Below are 16845 nucleotides of genomic sequence, written 5' to 3'. Positions count from 1 at the left end.
ATGTTGCTGACAAATCCTGCATAATAAAACTATGGTGTGATAAGAAGATAATTATTACTTTAAGACATCCTTGGCTACTCTTTTTACATAACTACTGTTTAGCCAAAAAGCCTGTTTAGTCATACGATTACACTCATAATTATCTGGCTTATTTTTCCATTTAGCTGGGGTAGGAAGAAAATCTGAATTAGCATCTTTGGAATAGCTACTTTTTCCAGCGTGTGGGCGTATATGAATAATGCGGTTGTCGGAAATCTTAATAAAATTATTTTTTACTTGCTTAGTTTTAACATTATATTCGAGTGAAACTCCTTCATTAATGGTATCCTTAGTATCTGCCCATACCTCTTCAATTTCATGATCCTTTTCATTTACAGGAATCTTAAAGAATTTAACTCCTCTAAGATAATTGCGATTTTTTTTATCAGTTTGAAAAACAGTAAGCATGAACTCGCTCTCACTTAAATATATATTTAAATCTGCTTCAGGATTACCGTCTACATCTTCCCAATTTTGTTTTACAAGATTTGAAAATTTGAAGTCTACTAATCTTAAACTTTCGTTGTTTTTTTGCTTGTAATCAAATTGAGCAGTTTTAGGAATTATTGATGCTTTTGATAATTCATCTGCAAGAATTTCATCGTTTTTTTCACTTTTAATCCCTAGAATTTTATTTATAATAGCTACATTATAGTTACCTTTACGGTTATCTTTTCTTTTATCAATGTTTAATTTACTTATTAAGCAGTCAACACTTTTTCCGATATATGGTGCAAACCTATTTTCAATGACTTGTTCAATAGTTTGATTATCCAACTCTTTATAGTCTTTTATGATTGAATCAGACACTTCATCTTTGAAAACATATTTTCTAAGTAAAGTTGTCATATAACTGCTTTTTAATGAAAAAGCTCGTTGCATAGCCTTCTTGTCAGAATGAGGTTGGCTCCTAAGGGAATGTTTGTTTTTTCCCTTAGTACAAGCAGCTAAGTAAGTGGTTAGACTTTCGCTTATTTCTTCTGCCTTACCTGCTCGAACAAAAGATTGGATTTTTTCCCAGTCTTCTTTTATTATTTGTAAATCAACTTTATTTTTTTCTATTTCATACAGTAAACAATTTGAAAAACACCAATCATCTTTTTTCTTGTTTTTGTCAAATTCATAAAATCCTATTTCCATAGTTTTGTTTTTTTGAAGTAAGTGACTAGTTTCAAATTTTTCCTTATCCAATTCTTCATAATTTATTATATTTAGAACTAATCGTTCTTTTGCACTATGATTTCCATTTTTTAATTTTACATAGGGTGTAGCCTTAAGTTCGGCTACGCCAAGGTCTGGTTCACTTGCAGAATCTTTAGGCTTACCAAACCAGGCTTCAAAAATGTCGCCCATAGCATTTTTATCCCCTTTAATATTTAAATTAAGTTCTTTAATTAGCTCTTTTCGAGGAATATTAATAATGCCTTTAGCCCGCTCGTGTACCTGCTCTTTACTTTTAAATTTCATACATTGTAATCTCCATTTTTCCCTGTTGATCTTTTTATTGAATCATTATATAATAATGACAGTGACTTTATAAGTGAGGGGTAATCTCAATGACCAATAAATTAAATGTCCTAGAGTTGTTTGCTGGTGTAGGTGGATTTCGCATTGGCCTTGAAAATGCCGACAAGAATTTATTTCAAACCAAATGGTCGAATCAATTTGAACCAGCCAGAAAGAGTCAAGATGCATTTGAAGTTTATGACTATCATTTTCCAGACTCGGAAAATATAGGTATAGATGTTGCTAAAATAACAGATGAAAAATTTGGCTCTATGGATGCTGATATGATTGTGGGTGGTTTTCCATGCCAGGATTATTCCGTTGCAAGGTCCATAAAAAACGAAATGGGAATCAAAGGAAAAAAGGGAGTATTATTTTGGGAGATTATTCGTGCTGCAAGAAATATAAATCCAAAATATATGATTTTTGAAAACGTTGATCGGCTTTTGAAGTCCCCCGCTAAACAACGTGGAAGAGACTTTGCAGTTATGCTAAGTGCACTGAACAGCTTGAATTATTCAGTAGAATGGCGTGTTATCAATGCTGCAGATTATGGTAGAGCACAACGTCGAAGACGTGTTTACTTTTTCGTTTTTAGAAATGATTTACCATATGCTAAACATTTGGACGAGAAATATGAGAATACTAGTATAAGCAATGAAGCAAAAAAATATGATGAAATACTTTTTAGTGAAGGGTTGTTTGCAAAACAATTTCCTATAAAGCATACTTTATATAAGGAGCGGCAAGCATCTTACATGCTACCAAATGATATTGTAAATACTTCCGATGAATTTTCTGGAAAGGTCTACAATACTGGGATAATGCGGCATGGTAGATACTATACAATAGACTCAATTCCACGTGGAGACGAATTTCCAACGGCACTAGGTGAAATTTTGCAACCTGAAAATGAAGTGGATTCGAAATACTATATAACTGATGAGTCTAAAATTGCTAAATTTGCTTATTTAAGGGGACCAAAGAGAATTCAGCGTACCAGTGCTGAAGGTCATAACTATACTTACAGTGAAGGAGGAATGTCTCCGTATGAAGATTTATCACTTCCTGGAAGAACAATGCTCACTTCAGAAGGAACAGTAAATAGATCAACACACTGGTTAAAAATTAATGGGAAATATAGAATTTTGACACCTATCGAAGCAGAAAGACTACAGGATTTTCCAGATAATTGGACTAAATATAAATTAGTAGATGGCAAAGTAGAAGAAGTTTCTGATAGAATGAGAATGTTCTTTATGGGTAACGCTTTGGTTACGACAGTGATTAAACGCATAGGTCTTGGAATAAAGAGCATAGTAAATGAATATGATTAGATATTTTAATTTTTTAGTTTTTTACTGGAATATATAAATTATTGATAAAGCATCAGGCTATAGTTAGTCTGGTGTTTTTTTTCAAAAGCCTAGTCAATTTTACTTATTTTGGCAATTATGCTAATCTGAATTTAATTAAATCCTTATAAATAAACGGCATTTTTAAGAGTAAATTCAATATAATAGAAAGAAGATAGTGAGGCTATTTTAGCTACTAATAAATAAAAATGAAGATTAATAATACAATTAAATACTATCTCTACACTACATTTACTAATCTAAGGTTTTCCAGAATTATTAGCATTTTGTTTGTAGTACAAGTATTAAAACTAAGTTTGGTTCAGTTTGCGCTACTAGAATCAATTTTTATGTTTGCACAATTTTTTTCTGAAATACCGAGTGGAATTTTAGGTGATCTGTTTAAAAACAAAACTGTTGTTTTGACTGGTTTAGCCGTTTTAATTACAACACCACTATTAACGGTTATGGCAATGTTTTGCCCGAAAAATATTATTTTCCCTTTACTTGCTGTTTCCTTTGCACTGGAAGGTGTGGGAAATGCATTATTGAGTGGTGCAGATGAGGCCTTTTTTTACGAAGGTATTCGTGAGGATGGGGATGAACAGCTCTATGGTAAAATACGAGGAAATAGGCAGTTAATCGGTTCAATTGTTTTAGGCGTTGCAACTGCAGTAGGAGGCTATCTTTTTACTCAAAATGATAAATTTCCATACTTGTTTCAATCACTTTCTCTCCTAGGTGCAGTGGCCGTTATTGCTTTAACTAAAGAGTCCAAAAAATTTGAAAACGTAGATCATGAGCACGAGACTTACACTGATATGCTAAAAAGTATTTTATCAGTTTTTAGGGATATGATTCATTCTTCAGACATTCTGTTTCTCTTTGTAATTATGATTATAGTAACTGCGGTCGAAAATGCGATATTTATGCTATTGCCCAATTATATTTCTAAATTAGGTTTTGATGCTTCTGCTAACGGAAGCGTCTTTATGATCTATAGTTTTGCTGGTGGGTTAGTAGCAGCTCAATCTTACCGATTGGTAAAAATGAAATTTTCATCTTTAACGGTTTTAATAATTGCTGTTTTACTAGCCGCAACAGGACTAGAAATTCAAGGCTCGAAGTATTTGTTTTTACTAGGTGCTGGTTTATTATATATTGTTTTAGACATCCTCGATCCAGTAGTAATGCAAATGTTAAATTTATGGGTGTCAGATAAATCCAGGGCTACTTTTATTTCTGGACTATCATTCTCTACTAGTTTAGCTACAATGATTATTAATCCAGTTATTGGTGCAGTAATTCAAAAATACGGCACAATAAATATGCTCATTGCTGTCTCGTTGATAACGGTTATGATGATTGTAACTGCATATTTATTAATTATGCGGACAAATAAAAATCAAAATAAAAAATAATAGATTTTTGAGGTTTTCTAAATGAACAAAAAAGAAACTTTGCAATATCTTGATCAATTGGGAATCGAATATGAGATAGTTGAGCACCAAGCCGTTTTTAATATGGCAGAAATGGAAAAAATTTCTCTTCCTCATCCTGAGTCAGACGCTAAGAACTTGTTTGTGCGAGATGATAAAAAGCGCAATTATTACCTGCTGACTGTAAAGGGTGATAAGCGGGTAAACTTAGCTGAGTTTCGCGAGCAAAATGATACCAGAAGACTTAGTTTTGCCTCACCAGCTGACTTAAAAGAAAAACTTGATTTGACTCCAGGTTCAGTTACGCCCTTAGGTTTGTTAAATGATCAAAAGCGTGAAGTATCATTTTATTTGGATGAGTACTTTGCAGACCAGCCTAGAATTGCCGTTCATCCTAATGACAATACTGCAACGATTTGGTTAAATCCCCAGGACTTGCTTGCAGTGATTAAAAAGCAAGGCAATCCAATTAAAGTGGTGGGAATGTAACATAAAGGTAAACAAAAATAAAACGCAGACTATTTAGTCTGCGTCTTTTTAGTTTAGATTTCTTTTTTAAGAATTTCAGGTAGAACTTGTTCCTTTATTTCTCGTGTATCAATTTTTGCATATAATTCATAGCCACGAGCGAGTACATCACAAAGATACAGCTGTGAGACTTGGCCAGAAACTGAACCAATACTAGTAAATTCGCTGACAGCCGTTTGAAGTTGGACGTCACCGAGTTCTGCAATTGGTGAGTTAAGATCATTTGAAATTGTGATAATGCCAGCACCATTATTTTTAGCTAACTTAAGCGAGTCATATGTATCTTTAGTATGGCCAGATAGTGATAATCCTACGACAACATCTTTTTTACTCAACAAAGAGCTAATTTGGACTTGAAGATGGGGATCAACTTCTGCGTGAGCTATTAAGCCTATCCTGAGCCAAGTCTTAGCAAAGTCGTTGGCAGATTCACCGGAATGTCCAACGCCAAAAAGATAAACCCTTTTTGCTTTGCTAAGTAATTTAACTGCTGCTTGCAATTTTTCAGGCACAATCAAATTCTCTGTTTTCTTTATTGAATCAACTAATAAGTTGGCGCTGTCAGAATAAAATTCACTCTTATTTTTATTCGTGTTGCTTTGCGTCATTGACTCTTGCGCTAATGCAATTTTTAAGTTGGAAAAACCTGAAAAGCCTAACTTTTTGCATAGACGAATAATTGTTGCATCACTGGTTTGAGTATTTTCACTAAGCGATTTGATTGTGTCATAAATTACCCGTTCTTGATGAGTAGCAATATAATTAGCTAATTTTGCTTCTGATTTAGTTAGATGATCTTTGTTTTGATTGAATAATTGTATGAAGTTCATTAATGATAATAATCCTTTTGCTTTTATTAAAATTATAACAGCTTTTTTCAAGAAAACGATTGCAATTATAGCTCTAAAATAATAATATTGTTTTTGGGAGGAAAACTTCAGAATTTATTATTTTTGGAGTAAAAATACATATGAAGAGAAAAGATTTTATCGATAAAGTCCATGGAGGTCTAATTGTCTCTTGTCAGGCTTTGCCTGGAGAGCCGCTCTATACAGAAAAAGGTGGAGTAATGCCGCTGATGGCGAAAGCTGCACAAGAGGCTGGTGCCGTTGGAATTAGAGCAAATACTATTAGAGACATTGATGAAATAAAGGAGGTCGTTGACTTGCCTATTATTGGCATTATCAAACGCGACTATCCACCAGAAAAACCATATATAACGCCAACAATGAAAGAAATAGATGAGTTGATTGAAACTGGTGTGGAAGTTATTGCCTTTGATTGTACTTTGAGGCCAAGACATGACGGGAAACAGATAAATGATTTTATCAGTGAAGTAAAAAATAAATACCCAGATCAACTGTTTATGGCGGATGTTTCTAATTTTGAAGAAGCAAAGAATGCATATGATTGTGGAATGGATTTTGTTGGCACGACTTTAGCTGGCTACACAGAGGAAAGCGAAAATATAAATGGACCAGATTATGATTTGATTCAAAAAATTGTCGCAGCAGGTATGCCTTTAATTGCTGAAGGTAAGATTCATACACCAGAAGAACTAAAGAAAGTAATTGAAATAGATCCCGTAGGAATTGTTGTAGGTGGTGCAATTACAAGACCACTTCAAATTGCCAAGACATTTACGGATGTTTTTAAAAGTTAACTAAGGAGGATTAAAAATGACTAAGAATAATAAATTTTCTGCAATTGGTCAGTGGTTTACCCAGTTAGGACAAGCCTTTATGCTACCAATTGCAATTCTACCAGTTGCTGGGTTGTTGCTTGGACTTGGTGGAGCGTTGACAAATGCTGCAGCAGTTTCAGCTTTTCCAGTATTGAATCAAGCATGGCTACAAAACACCTTAAAGATTATGAATTTTGCTGGAAATGCAGTTTTCAGTAATCTTGCATTAATTTTTTCAATTGGTTTGGCTGTAGGTCTTGCTAAAGGAGATAAAGGGACAGCAGGTCTTGCAGGTGGCGTTGCTTACTTGGTATATACTGCCACTATTTCCGGTTTATTACAGTTGTTTAACCCTAAGAACACAATTGACACTGGTGTTTTGGGAGCAATTGTAATTGGCTCGGTAGTTGCCTATCTTCATAATCATTATCGAAAAATTGAATTACCACAATTTTTAGGTTTCTTTGGTGGTTCAAGATTTGTTCCAATTATTTCATCAATTGCAGCAATCTTTATTGGAGCAATTTTCTATTTGATTTGGCCTCCTATTCAAGGTTGGCTGACAACAGCTGGTCATGCTATTGCTGCAATGGGTAGTTTCGGAAGTTTCCTTTATGGCTTCTTATTGAGACTAACTGGAGCCGTTGGATTGCACCACACGATTTATCCAATGTTTTGGTATACCGCTTTAGGTGGAACGGCTGAAGTTGCTGGAAAAACAGTTGTTGGTGCACAAAATATTTTCTTTGCCCAATTAGCAGATCCTAACTTCCATGGTTTGTTTACTTACGGAACTCGCTTTTTTGCTGGTCGTTTTGCCACAATGATGTTTGGTTTACCGGGTGCAGCTTTAGCAATGTACTTTTGCTTACCAAAAGCTAACCGTAAAAAAGACGGTGGACTTTATCTTTCAGGTGGTTTGACTTCATTTTTAACAGGAATCACTGAACCATTGGAATATTCATTTTTATTTGTTGCTCCATGGCTCTACTTGATTCACTCATTTTTAGATGGTTGTTCATTTTATCTTGCTGATATTATGAATATTAGAATTGGTAATTCATTCTCAGGTGGTTTAATTGACTATCTTTTATTTGGGGTTTTGCAAGGAAAAGACAAGACTAATTGGCCAAATGTATTGCTAATTGGTGTAGTTTGGTTCTTCTTATACTTTGCAGTTTTCACATTTTGTATTAAAAAATTCCACGTTAATATTCCTGGTATGCAGGATGACTCAGATAATGGAGAAACTGTTGTTAATAATGATGTCGCACAAACAGGTGACAAGTTATATGATGAATCAACTCAAATAATTGCTGCCTTAGGCGGAGCAAGCAATATTAAAACAATTTCTGCATGTGCTACTAGATTAAGAATTGCACTAAACGATAATAGCCAAGTTAATGAGAAAGTATTCAAGCAATTGGGCTCTCCTGGTGTACTAAAAGTTGCTGGAGGAGTTCAGGCCATTTTTGGTGGAAAAGCAGATCTTTATAGCCAGGAAATCAATGATATTTTGGCTAATCCCAACAGTAAACCTGAGGCTAAAAAGATAGATTCTAGTGAAAAAGAAGCTGAGAATTCAGATACATTAAAAAATACAAAAGTAAGTTTTGCTGCACCTGTTTCTGGTACGTATAAGGACCTTTCGGAAGTTGATGACGAAGTATTTTCTAAGAAGATAATGGGCGAAGGTTTTGCAGTTGAACCCGATAGTAATAAAATCTATAGTCCTGTAAACGGACAGGTAGTTTCAATTTTTAACACTAAGCATGCTATTGGCTTTAAGACTGTTGAAGGTTTGGAAGTTTTACTTCATCTTGGAATCGATACTGTTGATTTGGAAGGTAAGCCTTTTACAATCAAAATAAATGAAGGTGACCAAGTGACACCAACTACTGAGTTAGTAGAAATGGATCGTAAGCAAGTTACTGATGCAGGTAAAAAGACAACCGTTATAACTGTAATCACTAATTCAGCTGAACATGTCGGCAAAGCTAAAGATCTTGTTAAATCAGGAACGGCTGTAAAGGCAGGCAAAAAAGTGTTTGAAGCTATAACTAAATAAACCAACTAATTTTAATTAATGAGCTATTGACACATGCCAATTCAGATGCTAAATTAAAATATAATTAAATATTTCATCTTGAGAAGCAGAGTAATTTTCTTGGTATCGTGAAAGAGAGCTAGCAGGTGGTGAAAGCCAGCCGATAGCAGTTAATGAACATGGGCTTTAATTGATGACTAACGGTGATAGTTAGCCGTTAGCGGCGCTGCAGCCGTTATAAATGCAAGCTATTGATTGATAGCTAGTGAGTTTTATTACGTGAGTAATAAAAAAATTAAAGGTGGTAACGCGAAGCACTCGTCCTTATATTAGGGATGAGTGCTTTTTTATTTAGTTTGGAGGATTTCAAATGTCACAAACAGCTTATGTCAATGCCAATATTTATACTGGCGAAGATGATCAAATTCATGCAAACAACTACTTAGTAGTTGATGATGAAAGTGGAAAAATTACCAAAATTGGTTCAGGTGAAATACCTCAAGTGGATAAAACTGTTGATTTAGCAGGAAAATTTATTATTCCTGGTTTAATCAACTGCCATACGCATGTTGTAATGGATCCACAAACGGCTGATGGTGGAACAGATAACAATGAAGTAGCTGCAGTAGTTCAAGCTTTAAGTAACTTGCATGATTTATTAAAATCAGGCGTAACGTACATTCGCGAATGTGGAAGCAGTTATGATGTTGATATTTATTTAAGCAAGCTAATTGAGCAGGGTAAAGTCACTAAAGCACCAGAGATTTTACCTTCTGGTCGGCCATATTCAATGACTGGTGGTCACGGTGACATGCCTAATTTTGGCCATTTGGTAGATTCACCTGATGAAATGCGCAAAGCAGTCAGACAAGGAATCAAAAGAGGCGCCAAAACAATCAAGGTAATGGCAACTGGCGGTGTCATGACTGAAAATGACTTCATGGATGACCCACAGTTGAGTGAAGAAGAAATTCACGTTGCTGTAGAAGAAGCTCACCACAAAGGCTTAACGGTTGCTGCACACGCTGAAGGTAATCCAGGGATCATGAATGCCATCAAAGCTGGTGTTGACAGTATTGAACATGGTTTTTACGTTAACGATGAAGAAATCAAGTTAATGCTTGAGAAGGGTACATATTTAACACCAACAATTGTTGGTGCTTGGGCCTTTATCGAATATGCGCCAGGTAAAATTCCTGATTGGGAAATGAACAAAATCGCAGCTGCATGGAAAGACTTGCGTGGTAACATTACTAATGCTAAAAATGCAGGAGTTCCAATTACTTTGGGTACAGATGCAGGAACGCCATTTAACGACTTTACAATGACGCCTGAGGAATTGCCACTTTTGGTTGAGCAAGGCTTTACTAACCATGAAGCATTACAAACGAGTTATAATTCTGCTAAATTAATGAAAATTGATGATGAATATGGTTCACTAGCTGAAGGCAAATACGCTGACTTCCTTGTTTTGGATGAGAATCCTTTAGAAAAAATTGAAGCAGTTGTTCAAAAAGATAAGGCAGTTTATAAAAAGGGCCGTCGTGAGTATTAATTTGCCGTTATCCAAATAAATGCAAACACCGAAAGAGATTACGATGATTAGTAATCTCTTTTTATTTTTAGCAAAAAAGAGTTCAAAACTTTTAGATTATTTAGTCATAAAACTAAATCTAGATTTGTTCAAATAAATCTTTAATTTTTCACTAATCTTAGATAGAATGGTAGATATCACAATTTATCCAAAAGGGAGGATTATTTAATGAAGGCCTTACTATACAGTATGACCCCTGAACAAAAGGTTTACGTTGACCAGTGGAATAAAGAACATCCTGACGACGATCTGCAAACTACTGATGATGATCTAGATGCAAAGACAGTTGAACAAGCTGAAGGTTTTGACGTTGTTAGTGTCTTGCAAGTTTTTGATCTTGATGAGGAAGAAGTTTATCGCAAATTAGCTTCGTATGGCATAAAACATATTGCATTACGCTCAGTTGGCTATAATATTGTTAACTTTGATTATGCACATAAATATCATTTACTTATTACTAACACTCCTGCATATTCGCCACGAGCAGTTGCTGAAAACACTTTAACTTCTGCAATGTACTTGCTACGCAAGTGGGGTCCAATCTTGAAAAATGAACGGGAAGATTTTAATTTTGTGCGTGAAGCCAATTTGATGAGCGACGAAATCTATAATCAAACCGTTGGTATCATTGGTGTGGGACGAATTGGGAGTGCCACAGCTGAAATTTTTCATGCATTAGGTGCACGAGTTATTGGTTACGACATTGTTGAAAATCCTGCCAATGAAGCTTTCCTCGAGTACACGGACTTTGAAACGGTTATTAAAGAATCCGACATTTTATCTTTGCACACGCCATTTACACCTGATTTAGAGGGTATGATAAGCGCTAAGGAATTTAAGGAAATGAAAAACACAGCGGTATTAATTAACGCTGCGCGTGGTCCTTTAGTTGACAACAAAGATTTAATTGCTGCTCTGAAAAATAATGAAATTGCTGGAGCATCGCTTGACGTTATGACTGGCGAAGAAGCAATTGTTATGAAGAAATTCAATGACATTTCAGAATTGCCAGAAGATTATCAAGAATTGGTCAAAATGCCAAATGTTGTTTTCACACCGCACTCTGCATACTACACTAAGACTTCGGTTAAAAACATGGTTAACCAAAGTATGACTGATGCTAAACGTGTTTTAAGTGGTGAGAAGCCAGTATATCCAGTTGATGAATAGATGCAATCAAGAAAGACTAACTTTTGTTAGTCTTTTTTTGTCCTGGTATCATATTTTGTTATTGTCAATTATAATAAAAATATTGGTATAATAACTAATAGATAAAGGTCGGAGATCAGGATGGGTAGATTTCATCACAAATATACGTTGCCAGCAATTATTTTACTGTTAATAGTTGCAATTGGTGGACTTGTAGCAGGTGTACTTAATTTTCGCAATCAAACAACATTGCCTTCCGACTCAAATTCAAGTGCAATTGGTGTGGAACTAAATCAAACTTTTGGATATGTTGACCTGCATGAATTACAAGATCACGGTATTTCATTTGTGTATCTCAGAAGCACGCAAGGACGTTCATATTTTGATGATGATTACTTATCTTATCGCGATCAGGTGTTAGGCACCAAAATGGCTTTTGGCACCAGTATCGCTTACAGTAATGAGTCTACACCGGAACAGCACTATCAATATTTCATGAAAAAAGTCGGTTTGAACACAGGCAGCTTACCTATCTTGATTGAACCTGCAGTTGACGATCATAGTAACCGTTATCTACAACAGATGGCTCAGTTTGTCAGAATGCTGGAAAACCACGGCAAATTGGTTATGGTTGATGTTAATATCAGGTATAAAACCTTTTTCCCTGATGGAACTTTATTTATTACTAATGGTAAAAAAGCACCAAGTAAGATGAAATATTCTTTTTGGCGCTACACTAACAACGGTCGCGTAAAATCGGTTAGCGGCTTAGAAAATGGCGTTGCAATGCTCGCATATAATGGGACAGTAACGCAGTATAAACAACGATATGGACAGTTAACACAATAATGAAAAAAGAAATCGAAACAGTTTTAACTAAATTAGGTTTTACAAAACCAACTTTAATCCAACAAGAAACTAACCAGTTAATTAGTGAGGGTGAAAGCTGTATTGCGTTGGCCAAAACGGGAACGGGAAAAACGTTGGCATATGCTTTACCGACGCTTGAAAGAATCACTAAGGGTGAGCCAAATAGTTTGATTATTTTTGCACCTACAACGGAGCTTGCAGTGCAAATCAGACATGCAATTAATCCTTTCATTCATGCTTTAGATCTTACTGGTATTACTTTGGTCGGCTCAGGTAATCGGCAACGACAGGAAGACAATTTAAAGAAAAAACATCCTGAAGTTGTTGTCGCTACTCCAGGACGTTTCTTTGACTTTTTTTCAAGTAACCGTATTAAAGTTGAACAAATCAAAACTTTAGTCATTGATGAGGCTGACGATATTCTTGAATTCAGCAAAATGGAATTGCTAAGTTCATTAGGACAAAACTTGTTACCGAATGCTCAAATTTTATTATTTGGAGCAACTGAATCAGAGATTACGCAAAATGCAGCTGAATTGTTTGATCGTCCTTTTAAACTGGTCGATGTGCGGGCAAAACAAAGCACAACAGTAAAAAATTCCTTTCTGCAGGTTGATAATGCTCATAAAATTGACTTTATTCAGCGCTTAATGAGATTGGATCACTTTAAAGGGATTTTGTTTTTCGATTCCAATCAGACAATGATGCGTTTTGCTGGTATCCTTGGTCATACCAAAACCAAATTTGGTTTACTAGCAAATGAGTTTGGCAAGCAAAAACGAGAGCAAGCACTCAGCGATTTTAAGGCTGGTAGAACACGACTTTTAATTGCAACAGACCTAGCTGCTCGCGGTTTGGATATACCTGGAGTAACCTATGTAATCAACTATGATATTCCTAGTGAAACAAATACCTACTTGCATCGCGCCGGAAGAACCGGACGAATGGGAGCCAAGGGCTATGTTGTAACACTTGGGGATGACCATGATTTGCGTGATCTCAAAAAGTTATTAATAGATACAACACAAATTGAGCGAGTTTATTTTGCTAAGCACAAATTGTCGACTGAACAGCCAAAGGAGCAAGAAGTAGCATCCAAAGCTGCTACAAAGACAGTTCAGCCTGAGCAGCCTACTAAAAAGAAAAAGCGTAAAAACAAGAATCGTAAGAATAAGGGATATCATCCACATTATTTAAAGAAAAAGGAGAAAAAATGAGTCGATTAGTAGCCTGGTTAGAAGACTACATATTACCACTAGCAAATAAACTGGCGCAGACCCATTGGTTAGTGGCCTTACGTGATGCATTCGTTTCTGTAATGCCAATTACGATTGCTGGTTCGCTTGCGGTTTTAATTAAGAGCTTGATTGAAGCTGCGCGAGTTAACTTGGGCTGGGAAACTTTCGCCTGGTTGATGAGTCCGCTCGCTTTGATTAGCAATGTGGTGTGGCGAGGAACCTTTGCACTTTTTGCACTCTTTTTGTCTATGTCACTCGGTTATCATTTAGCCAAAAGTATGGAAGTTGACCCAATTGCAGGGGCAATTGTTTCCCTGTCCTCCTTAGCAATGAGCATTGCCAACTTAACCAAAATGCGGGTAAATGGCCGGACTATTTCAGTTAAGCACACTTTTGACATTTCGCAGTTTTCAACTACCGGAATTTTTACCGCAATCTTGTTTGGTTCAATCGGTGTTTCAATTTTTGCTTTTTGTGTAAAAGCGCGACTTAAGTTGAATATGTCGGTTACTTTACCATATGCAGAACAAATGGCGCTTGATTCATTGATCCCAGCAATTATTGCCATCTTTTGTGTTGGCATGATCAATTTTGCTTTTCAAACAATTACTGGTACTTATTTTGGTAATTGGCTATTAAATTCCATCCAAACACCGCTTGTAAAACTTGGCCAGGGCTTTGGTATGGTCTTGCTAGTAACGCTGTTTGTCCAAATCTTTAGTTTCTTTGGACTTAATGGGCTGGGAGTCTGGGCTCCAATCCTTGATTCAATTTGGTTAACAGCCCAGAATGTTAACGTAACTGCGGTACGTAATGGTGAACCTGCTTCTTATCTCTGGGTTAGGGGCTCATTTGATGCCTTTGCTTGGTTTGGTGGCGCAGGTGGTACTTTGATGTTAGTTGTAGCGATTTTACTATTTTCTAAACGAAGTGATTACCGCACGATCGCTAAAGTTGCATTGGCTCCAGCTGTTTTTAACATCAACGAGCCAATTGTTCTTGGATTGCCAGTCGTGCTTAATCCAGTTTATTTCATCCCCTTTGTTTTAGCCCCAATCGTCAATGTTGCATTTTCATATTGGGTGACCATGTTGGGCTTGGTAAACCCAGTACAAGCTGCGGTTCCTGCAGTTGTGCCGCCAATTATTGGACCGTTCTTAGCCTGCAATTATGATTGGCGTGCAATTGTTTTGTGTATTATTAACATGTTAATTGCGCTGGCAATCTGGACGCCTTTTGTTTTTGCGGCAGATAAAATTGCGGATTCAAACAATCCAAGTCCATATTTCACACGGCAATATTAATCTAAAAAAATTGGCTTTTATCAACTAAATTTGGTAAAGTTAATTTGTTGCGACCCTGTAGTTCATCTGGATAGAACAATGGTCTCCTAAACCGTAGAGGTGAGTTCGAATCTCACCGGGGTCATGAAAAATGAGAAACGATGAAAATGAAAAACTGATTTCCAAGTAGGGAACCAGTTTTTTTGTTCTGACTAGTTAATTGTAGTAGTGATTATCAATTGTTTTTCCAATTTATTTTGATTATAGAGAATAGAAAAATTGGGGGTCATTATTATCATATTTACGCCAATTATGATGAAAATATGCTAGAGTTAGCTCCACTTCAAGTTCTGATATTAAAACTAGAACAAATAGATTGTGTAGGTGGAGAGAATACTCAAGTACCGTACATCGTTGCAAAGAGTAACAATTGACTATGACAAACGGGATGATTTCAAAATGGCGCTATATAAGTGATTTAGTAAAATACTTAAACTTAAGCACTGTTTGGAAACGAGTTGAAGGTAAATAAATGGAAAAATTCATGTTGTAAAAAGCATAGATTTTTTGTAATGCAAAATTTAATTGACATGGAGTTAACTCCAGCAGATAGACTACTATTATAAGAATCTACAAGAATAGGAGGCTTTTTAGATACTGGAGCACCAGTTTTCGAACAAATGAAATAGATCCACCAATACGAGTTACAACTCAAACAGTGTTTGAGAAAGTGACTGATGGTGATGCTAAATACGATTATGACAAAATAGTTAGCAGTGTAAATAGGGATAGCTAAATTTATCCTTATAACAATAAGTTTCATTATGCAAATGATGCTTTACAAGAACATAATAGGAGATTTTTAAAAATGATGAAGCGCTTGGCTAAGATAACAGTCTTATTAGGTCTACTAGGCAGTTTAGCTGCTTGCACAAACGACATGGGACTAGGTGACGTGGAACTAAGCACCAAAGTTTACAGTAAGAAAAAGAAGACCAAAAAGGTCAAAAAAGTGAAAAAGGCAAAAAAAGGCAGTCAGAAAGGGGACCAAAAATTGAAACTGATTAAAAAATACACAGGCTTCTCATCTCCAACAGCAATGGCAATTGATAAAGAGAATAACCTTTATGTCTCAAACTGGGGTGGAGATTCAGTAACAAAAATATCGAGCAATGGTGAAAAGTCAAAATTTGTAACTGGCATGAGTTCACCAGCAGGATTAGCTTTCGACAAGAGTGGCAATTTGTATGTATCTGACTATAGTGCTGATGTCATTCTTAAGGTAGATAAAAATGGTAAAAAGACTACTTTTGCTAATAATTTGAGTACACCAACAGGTATCTCATTTGATAAAGCAGGGAATTTACTTGTTACTAACCGTGGTAGTGATGAAATAGTAAGTATTAATCCTCAAGGCAAAAAGACCATTATTTCGAATAAAATGCAAACTCCAGTTGGAGTAGTGGAAGATTCTCAAGGCAATTTGTTTGTCACGAACTACGGTGGAAGTGTGCTCAAAATTGACACTAATAAACAAGTTTCAGTATTTTCAAAAGGTTTTGCAAGACCAGGCGTTGGCATCGACATTACAGCTAAGGGCGAGATAATTGCCGCTGACAATGGTGGTGATTGTGTCAGAAGAATTGCTAAAGACGGTTCAACTGAAGTTATTGCTGATAAAATTGGTGGTTGCGTAGGTGTGCGTGCTCATAATGATCAACTTTATGTATCAAGCTGGTCAGATGATGCGGTATATGTTTACTCATTAAATTAATACTCAATTAGAAGTTTTTATCTACCAGCCCACAATACAATCCAGTTTTCGTTCTAGCTGTAAAAGCTGGTCTTGATACTTTCCCATAGTGATTTACACATTGACATGAATGAAGCTATATTTCAGTAATAGTACCTCTTAGCGAAATGGATGATAGCTCTGAGATTGGCATGTCTTTAAAAATTTCATCAGATTGTGATTCTTATGATTCATACCAGCCGTTTTGTAGTATCATGCGAGCTTTTGGCGGTGTTCCAGTTGTTTTATGGAACCAATCTTGTATTTATAAAAAAAGATTCTGATTCCAAGGCATACAAAAGGGGCAATGATTACACTGCT

General features: G+C 35.8%; 13 protein-coding genes and 1 tRNA gene. 12 read left to right on the top strand and 2 right to left on the bottom strand.

Annotated features, from left to right (window positions below; genetic code table 11):
- Window positions 1–54: 54 nt before the first annotated feature.
- On the bottom strand, window positions 55–1506 hold the full coding sequence (locus tag H3T48_RS06180; protein ID WP_198188898.1) for a Sau3AI family type II restriction endonuclease: 1452 nt from the start codon (window positions 1504–1506) through the stop codon (window positions 55–57).
- Window positions 1507–1595: 89 nt separating this feature from the next.
- Between H3T48_RS06180 and dcm the strand changes: the two genes are divergently transcribed.
- The 3 genes from dcm to H3T48_RS06165 all read left to right on the top strand — a co-directional run bounded on the left by dcm (window position 1596) and on the right by H3T48_RS06165 (window position 4828).
- Window positions 1596–2882 (top strand): DNA (cytosine-5-)-methyltransferase, encoded by a 1287-nt coding sequence (gene dcm / locus H3T48_RS06175; RefSeq protein ID WP_198188897.1) that lies wholly within the window; start codon window positions 1596–1598, stop codon window positions 2880–2882.
- Between the two features lie 227 nt (window positions 2883–3109).
- Window positions 3110–4321, top strand: coding sequence for an MFS transporter (locus H3T48_RS06170; RefSeq protein WP_198188896.1), 1212 nt, complete (start codon window positions 3110–3112; stop codon window positions 4319–4321).
- Window positions 4322–4342: 21 nt separating this feature from the next.
- Window positions 4343–4828, top strand: coding sequence for a prolyl-tRNA synthetase associated domain-containing protein (locus H3T48_RS06165; protein ID WP_198188895.1), 486 nt, complete (start codon window positions 4343–4345; stop codon window positions 4826–4828).
- A gap of 53 nt (window positions 4829–4881) precedes the next feature.
- Here H3T48_RS06165 and H3T48_RS06160 read toward each other — a convergent pair whose 3' ends face one another.
- Window positions 4882–5697: a MurR/RpiR family transcriptional regulator gene (locus H3T48_RS06160; protein WP_198188894.1), complete on the bottom strand. Its 816-nt coding sequence runs from the start codon at window positions 5695–5697 to the stop codon at window positions 4882–4884.
- Window positions 5698–5837: 140 nt separating this feature from the next.
- Between H3T48_RS06160 and H3T48_RS06155 the strand changes: the two genes are divergently transcribed.
- The 9 genes from H3T48_RS06155 (at window position 5838) to H3T48_RS06115 (ending at window position 16506) form a co-directional block, all read left to right on the top strand.
- Window positions 5838–6530 carry an N-acetylmannosamine-6-phosphate 2-epimerase gene (locus tag H3T48_RS06155; RefSeq protein ID WP_122034592.1) on the top strand — a complete coding sequence of 231 codons (693 nt, stop codon included), beginning with the start codon at window positions 5838–5840 and terminating at the stop codon, window positions 6528–6530.
- 16 nt (window positions 6531–6546) lie between these two features.
- On the top strand, window positions 6547–8619 hold the full coding sequence (locus H3T48_RS06150; protein ID WP_232349893.1) for a glucose PTS transporter subunit IIA: 2073 nt from the start codon (window positions 6547–6549) through the stop codon (window positions 8617–8619).
- Window positions 8620–8968: 349 nt separating this feature from the next.
- On the top strand, window positions 8969–10153 hold the full coding sequence (locus tag H3T48_RS06145) for an amidohydrolase family protein (RefSeq protein WP_198188893.1): 1185 nt from the start codon (window positions 8969–8971) through the stop codon (window positions 10151–10153).
- A 207-nt stretch (window positions 10154–10360) separates the two neighbouring features.
- Complete coding sequence (locus tag H3T48_RS06140) at window positions 10361–11362, top strand: D-2-hydroxyacid dehydrogenase (protein ID WP_198188892.1); 1002 nt, start codon at window positions 10361–10363, stop codon at window positions 11360–11362.
- Window positions 11363–11482: 120 nt separating this feature from the next.
- Entirely contained in the window at window positions 11483–12190 is a 708-nt protein-coding gene (locus tag H3T48_RS06135; protein ID WP_198188891.1) for a GH25 family lysozyme, read from the top strand.
- Window positions 12187–13428, top strand: coding sequence for a DEAD/DEAH box helicase (locus H3T48_RS06130; protein WP_198188944.1), 1242 nt, complete (start codon window positions 12187–12189; stop codon window positions 13426–13428). The genes H3T48_RS06135 and H3T48_RS06130 overlap by 4 nt, the downstream gene beginning before the upstream one ends.
- Window positions 13425–14753, top strand: a complete 1329-nt coding sequence (locus tag H3T48_RS06125; RefSeq protein WP_122034603.1) for a PTS sugar transporter subunit IIC — start codon at window positions 13425–13427, stop codon at window positions 14751–14753. The genes H3T48_RS06130 and H3T48_RS06125 overlap by 4 nt, the downstream gene beginning before the upstream one ends.
- Window positions 14754–14804: 51 nt before the next feature.
- Window positions 14805–14877: transfer RNA gene (locus H3T48_RS06120), tRNA-Arg, on the top strand.
- 723 nt (window positions 14878–15600) lie between these two features.
- On the top strand, window positions 15601–16506 hold the full coding sequence (locus H3T48_RS06115; RefSeq protein WP_198188890.1) for an NHL repeat-containing protein: 906 nt from the start codon (window positions 15601–15603) through the stop codon (window positions 16504–16506).
- The last annotated feature ends 339 nt before the right edge of the window (window positions 16507–16845 follow it).

Origin of the sequence: Lactobacillus sp. M0403, from assembly GCF_016101265.1 — a bacterium.
Classification (GTDB): domain Bacteria; phylum Bacillota; class Bacilli; order Lactobacillales; family Lactobacillaceae; genus Lactobacillus; species Lactobacillus apis.
Note: the sequence above shows the minus strand (reverse complement) of the source record. Positions and strands in the feature narration are given on the sequence as shown.

What these genes read in the sequence shown, in the direction of transcription:
- H3T48_RS06145 (WP_198188893.1), top strand. Translation starts at nt 8,969, where the DNA reads ATGTCACAAACAGCTTATGTCAATGCCAATATTTATACTGGCGAAGAT.
- dcm (WP_198188897.1), top strand. Translation starts at nt 1,596, where the DNA reads ATGACCAATAAATTAAATGTCCTAGAGTTGTTTGCTGGTGTAGGTGGA.
- H3T48_RS06155 (WP_122034592.1), top strand. Translation starts at nt 5,838, where the DNA reads ATGAAGAGAAAAGATTTTATCGATAAAGTCCATGGAGGTCTAATTGTC.
- H3T48_RS06165 (WP_198188895.1), top strand. Translation starts at nt 4,343, where the DNA reads ATGAACAAAAAAGAAACTTTGCAATATCTTGATCAATTGGGAATCGAA.
- H3T48_RS06180 (WP_198188898.1), bottom strand. Translation starts at nt 1,506, where the DNA reads ATGAAATTTAAAAGTAAAGAGCAGGTACACGAGCGGGCTAAAGGCATT.
- H3T48_RS06125 (WP_122034603.1), top strand. Translation starts at nt 13,425, where the DNA reads ATGAGTCGATTAGTAGCCTGGTTAGAAGACTACATATTACCACTAGCA.
- H3T48_RS06135 (WP_198188891.1), top strand. Translation starts at nt 11,483, where the DNA reads ATGGGTAGATTTCATCACAAATATACGTTGCCAGCAATTATTTTACTG.
- H3T48_RS06140 (WP_198188892.1), top strand. Translation starts at nt 10,361, where the DNA reads ATGAAGGCCTTACTATACAGTATGACCCCTGAACAAAAGGTTTACGTT.
- H3T48_RS06115 (WP_198188890.1), top strand. Translation starts at nt 15,601, where the DNA reads ATGATGAAGCGCTTGGCTAAGATAACAGTCTTATTAGGTCTACTAGGC.
- H3T48_RS06160 (WP_198188894.1), bottom strand. Translation starts at nt 5,697, where the DNA reads ATGAACTTCATACAATTATTCAATCAAAACAAAGATCATCTAACTAAA.
- H3T48_RS06170 (WP_198188896.1), top strand. Translation starts at nt 3,110, where the DNA reads ATGAAGATTAATAATACAATTAAATACTATCTCTACACTACATTTACT.
- H3T48_RS06150 (WP_232349893.1), top strand. Translation starts at nt 6,547, where the DNA reads ATGACTAAGAATAATAAATTTTCTGCAATTGGTCAGTGGTTTACCCAG.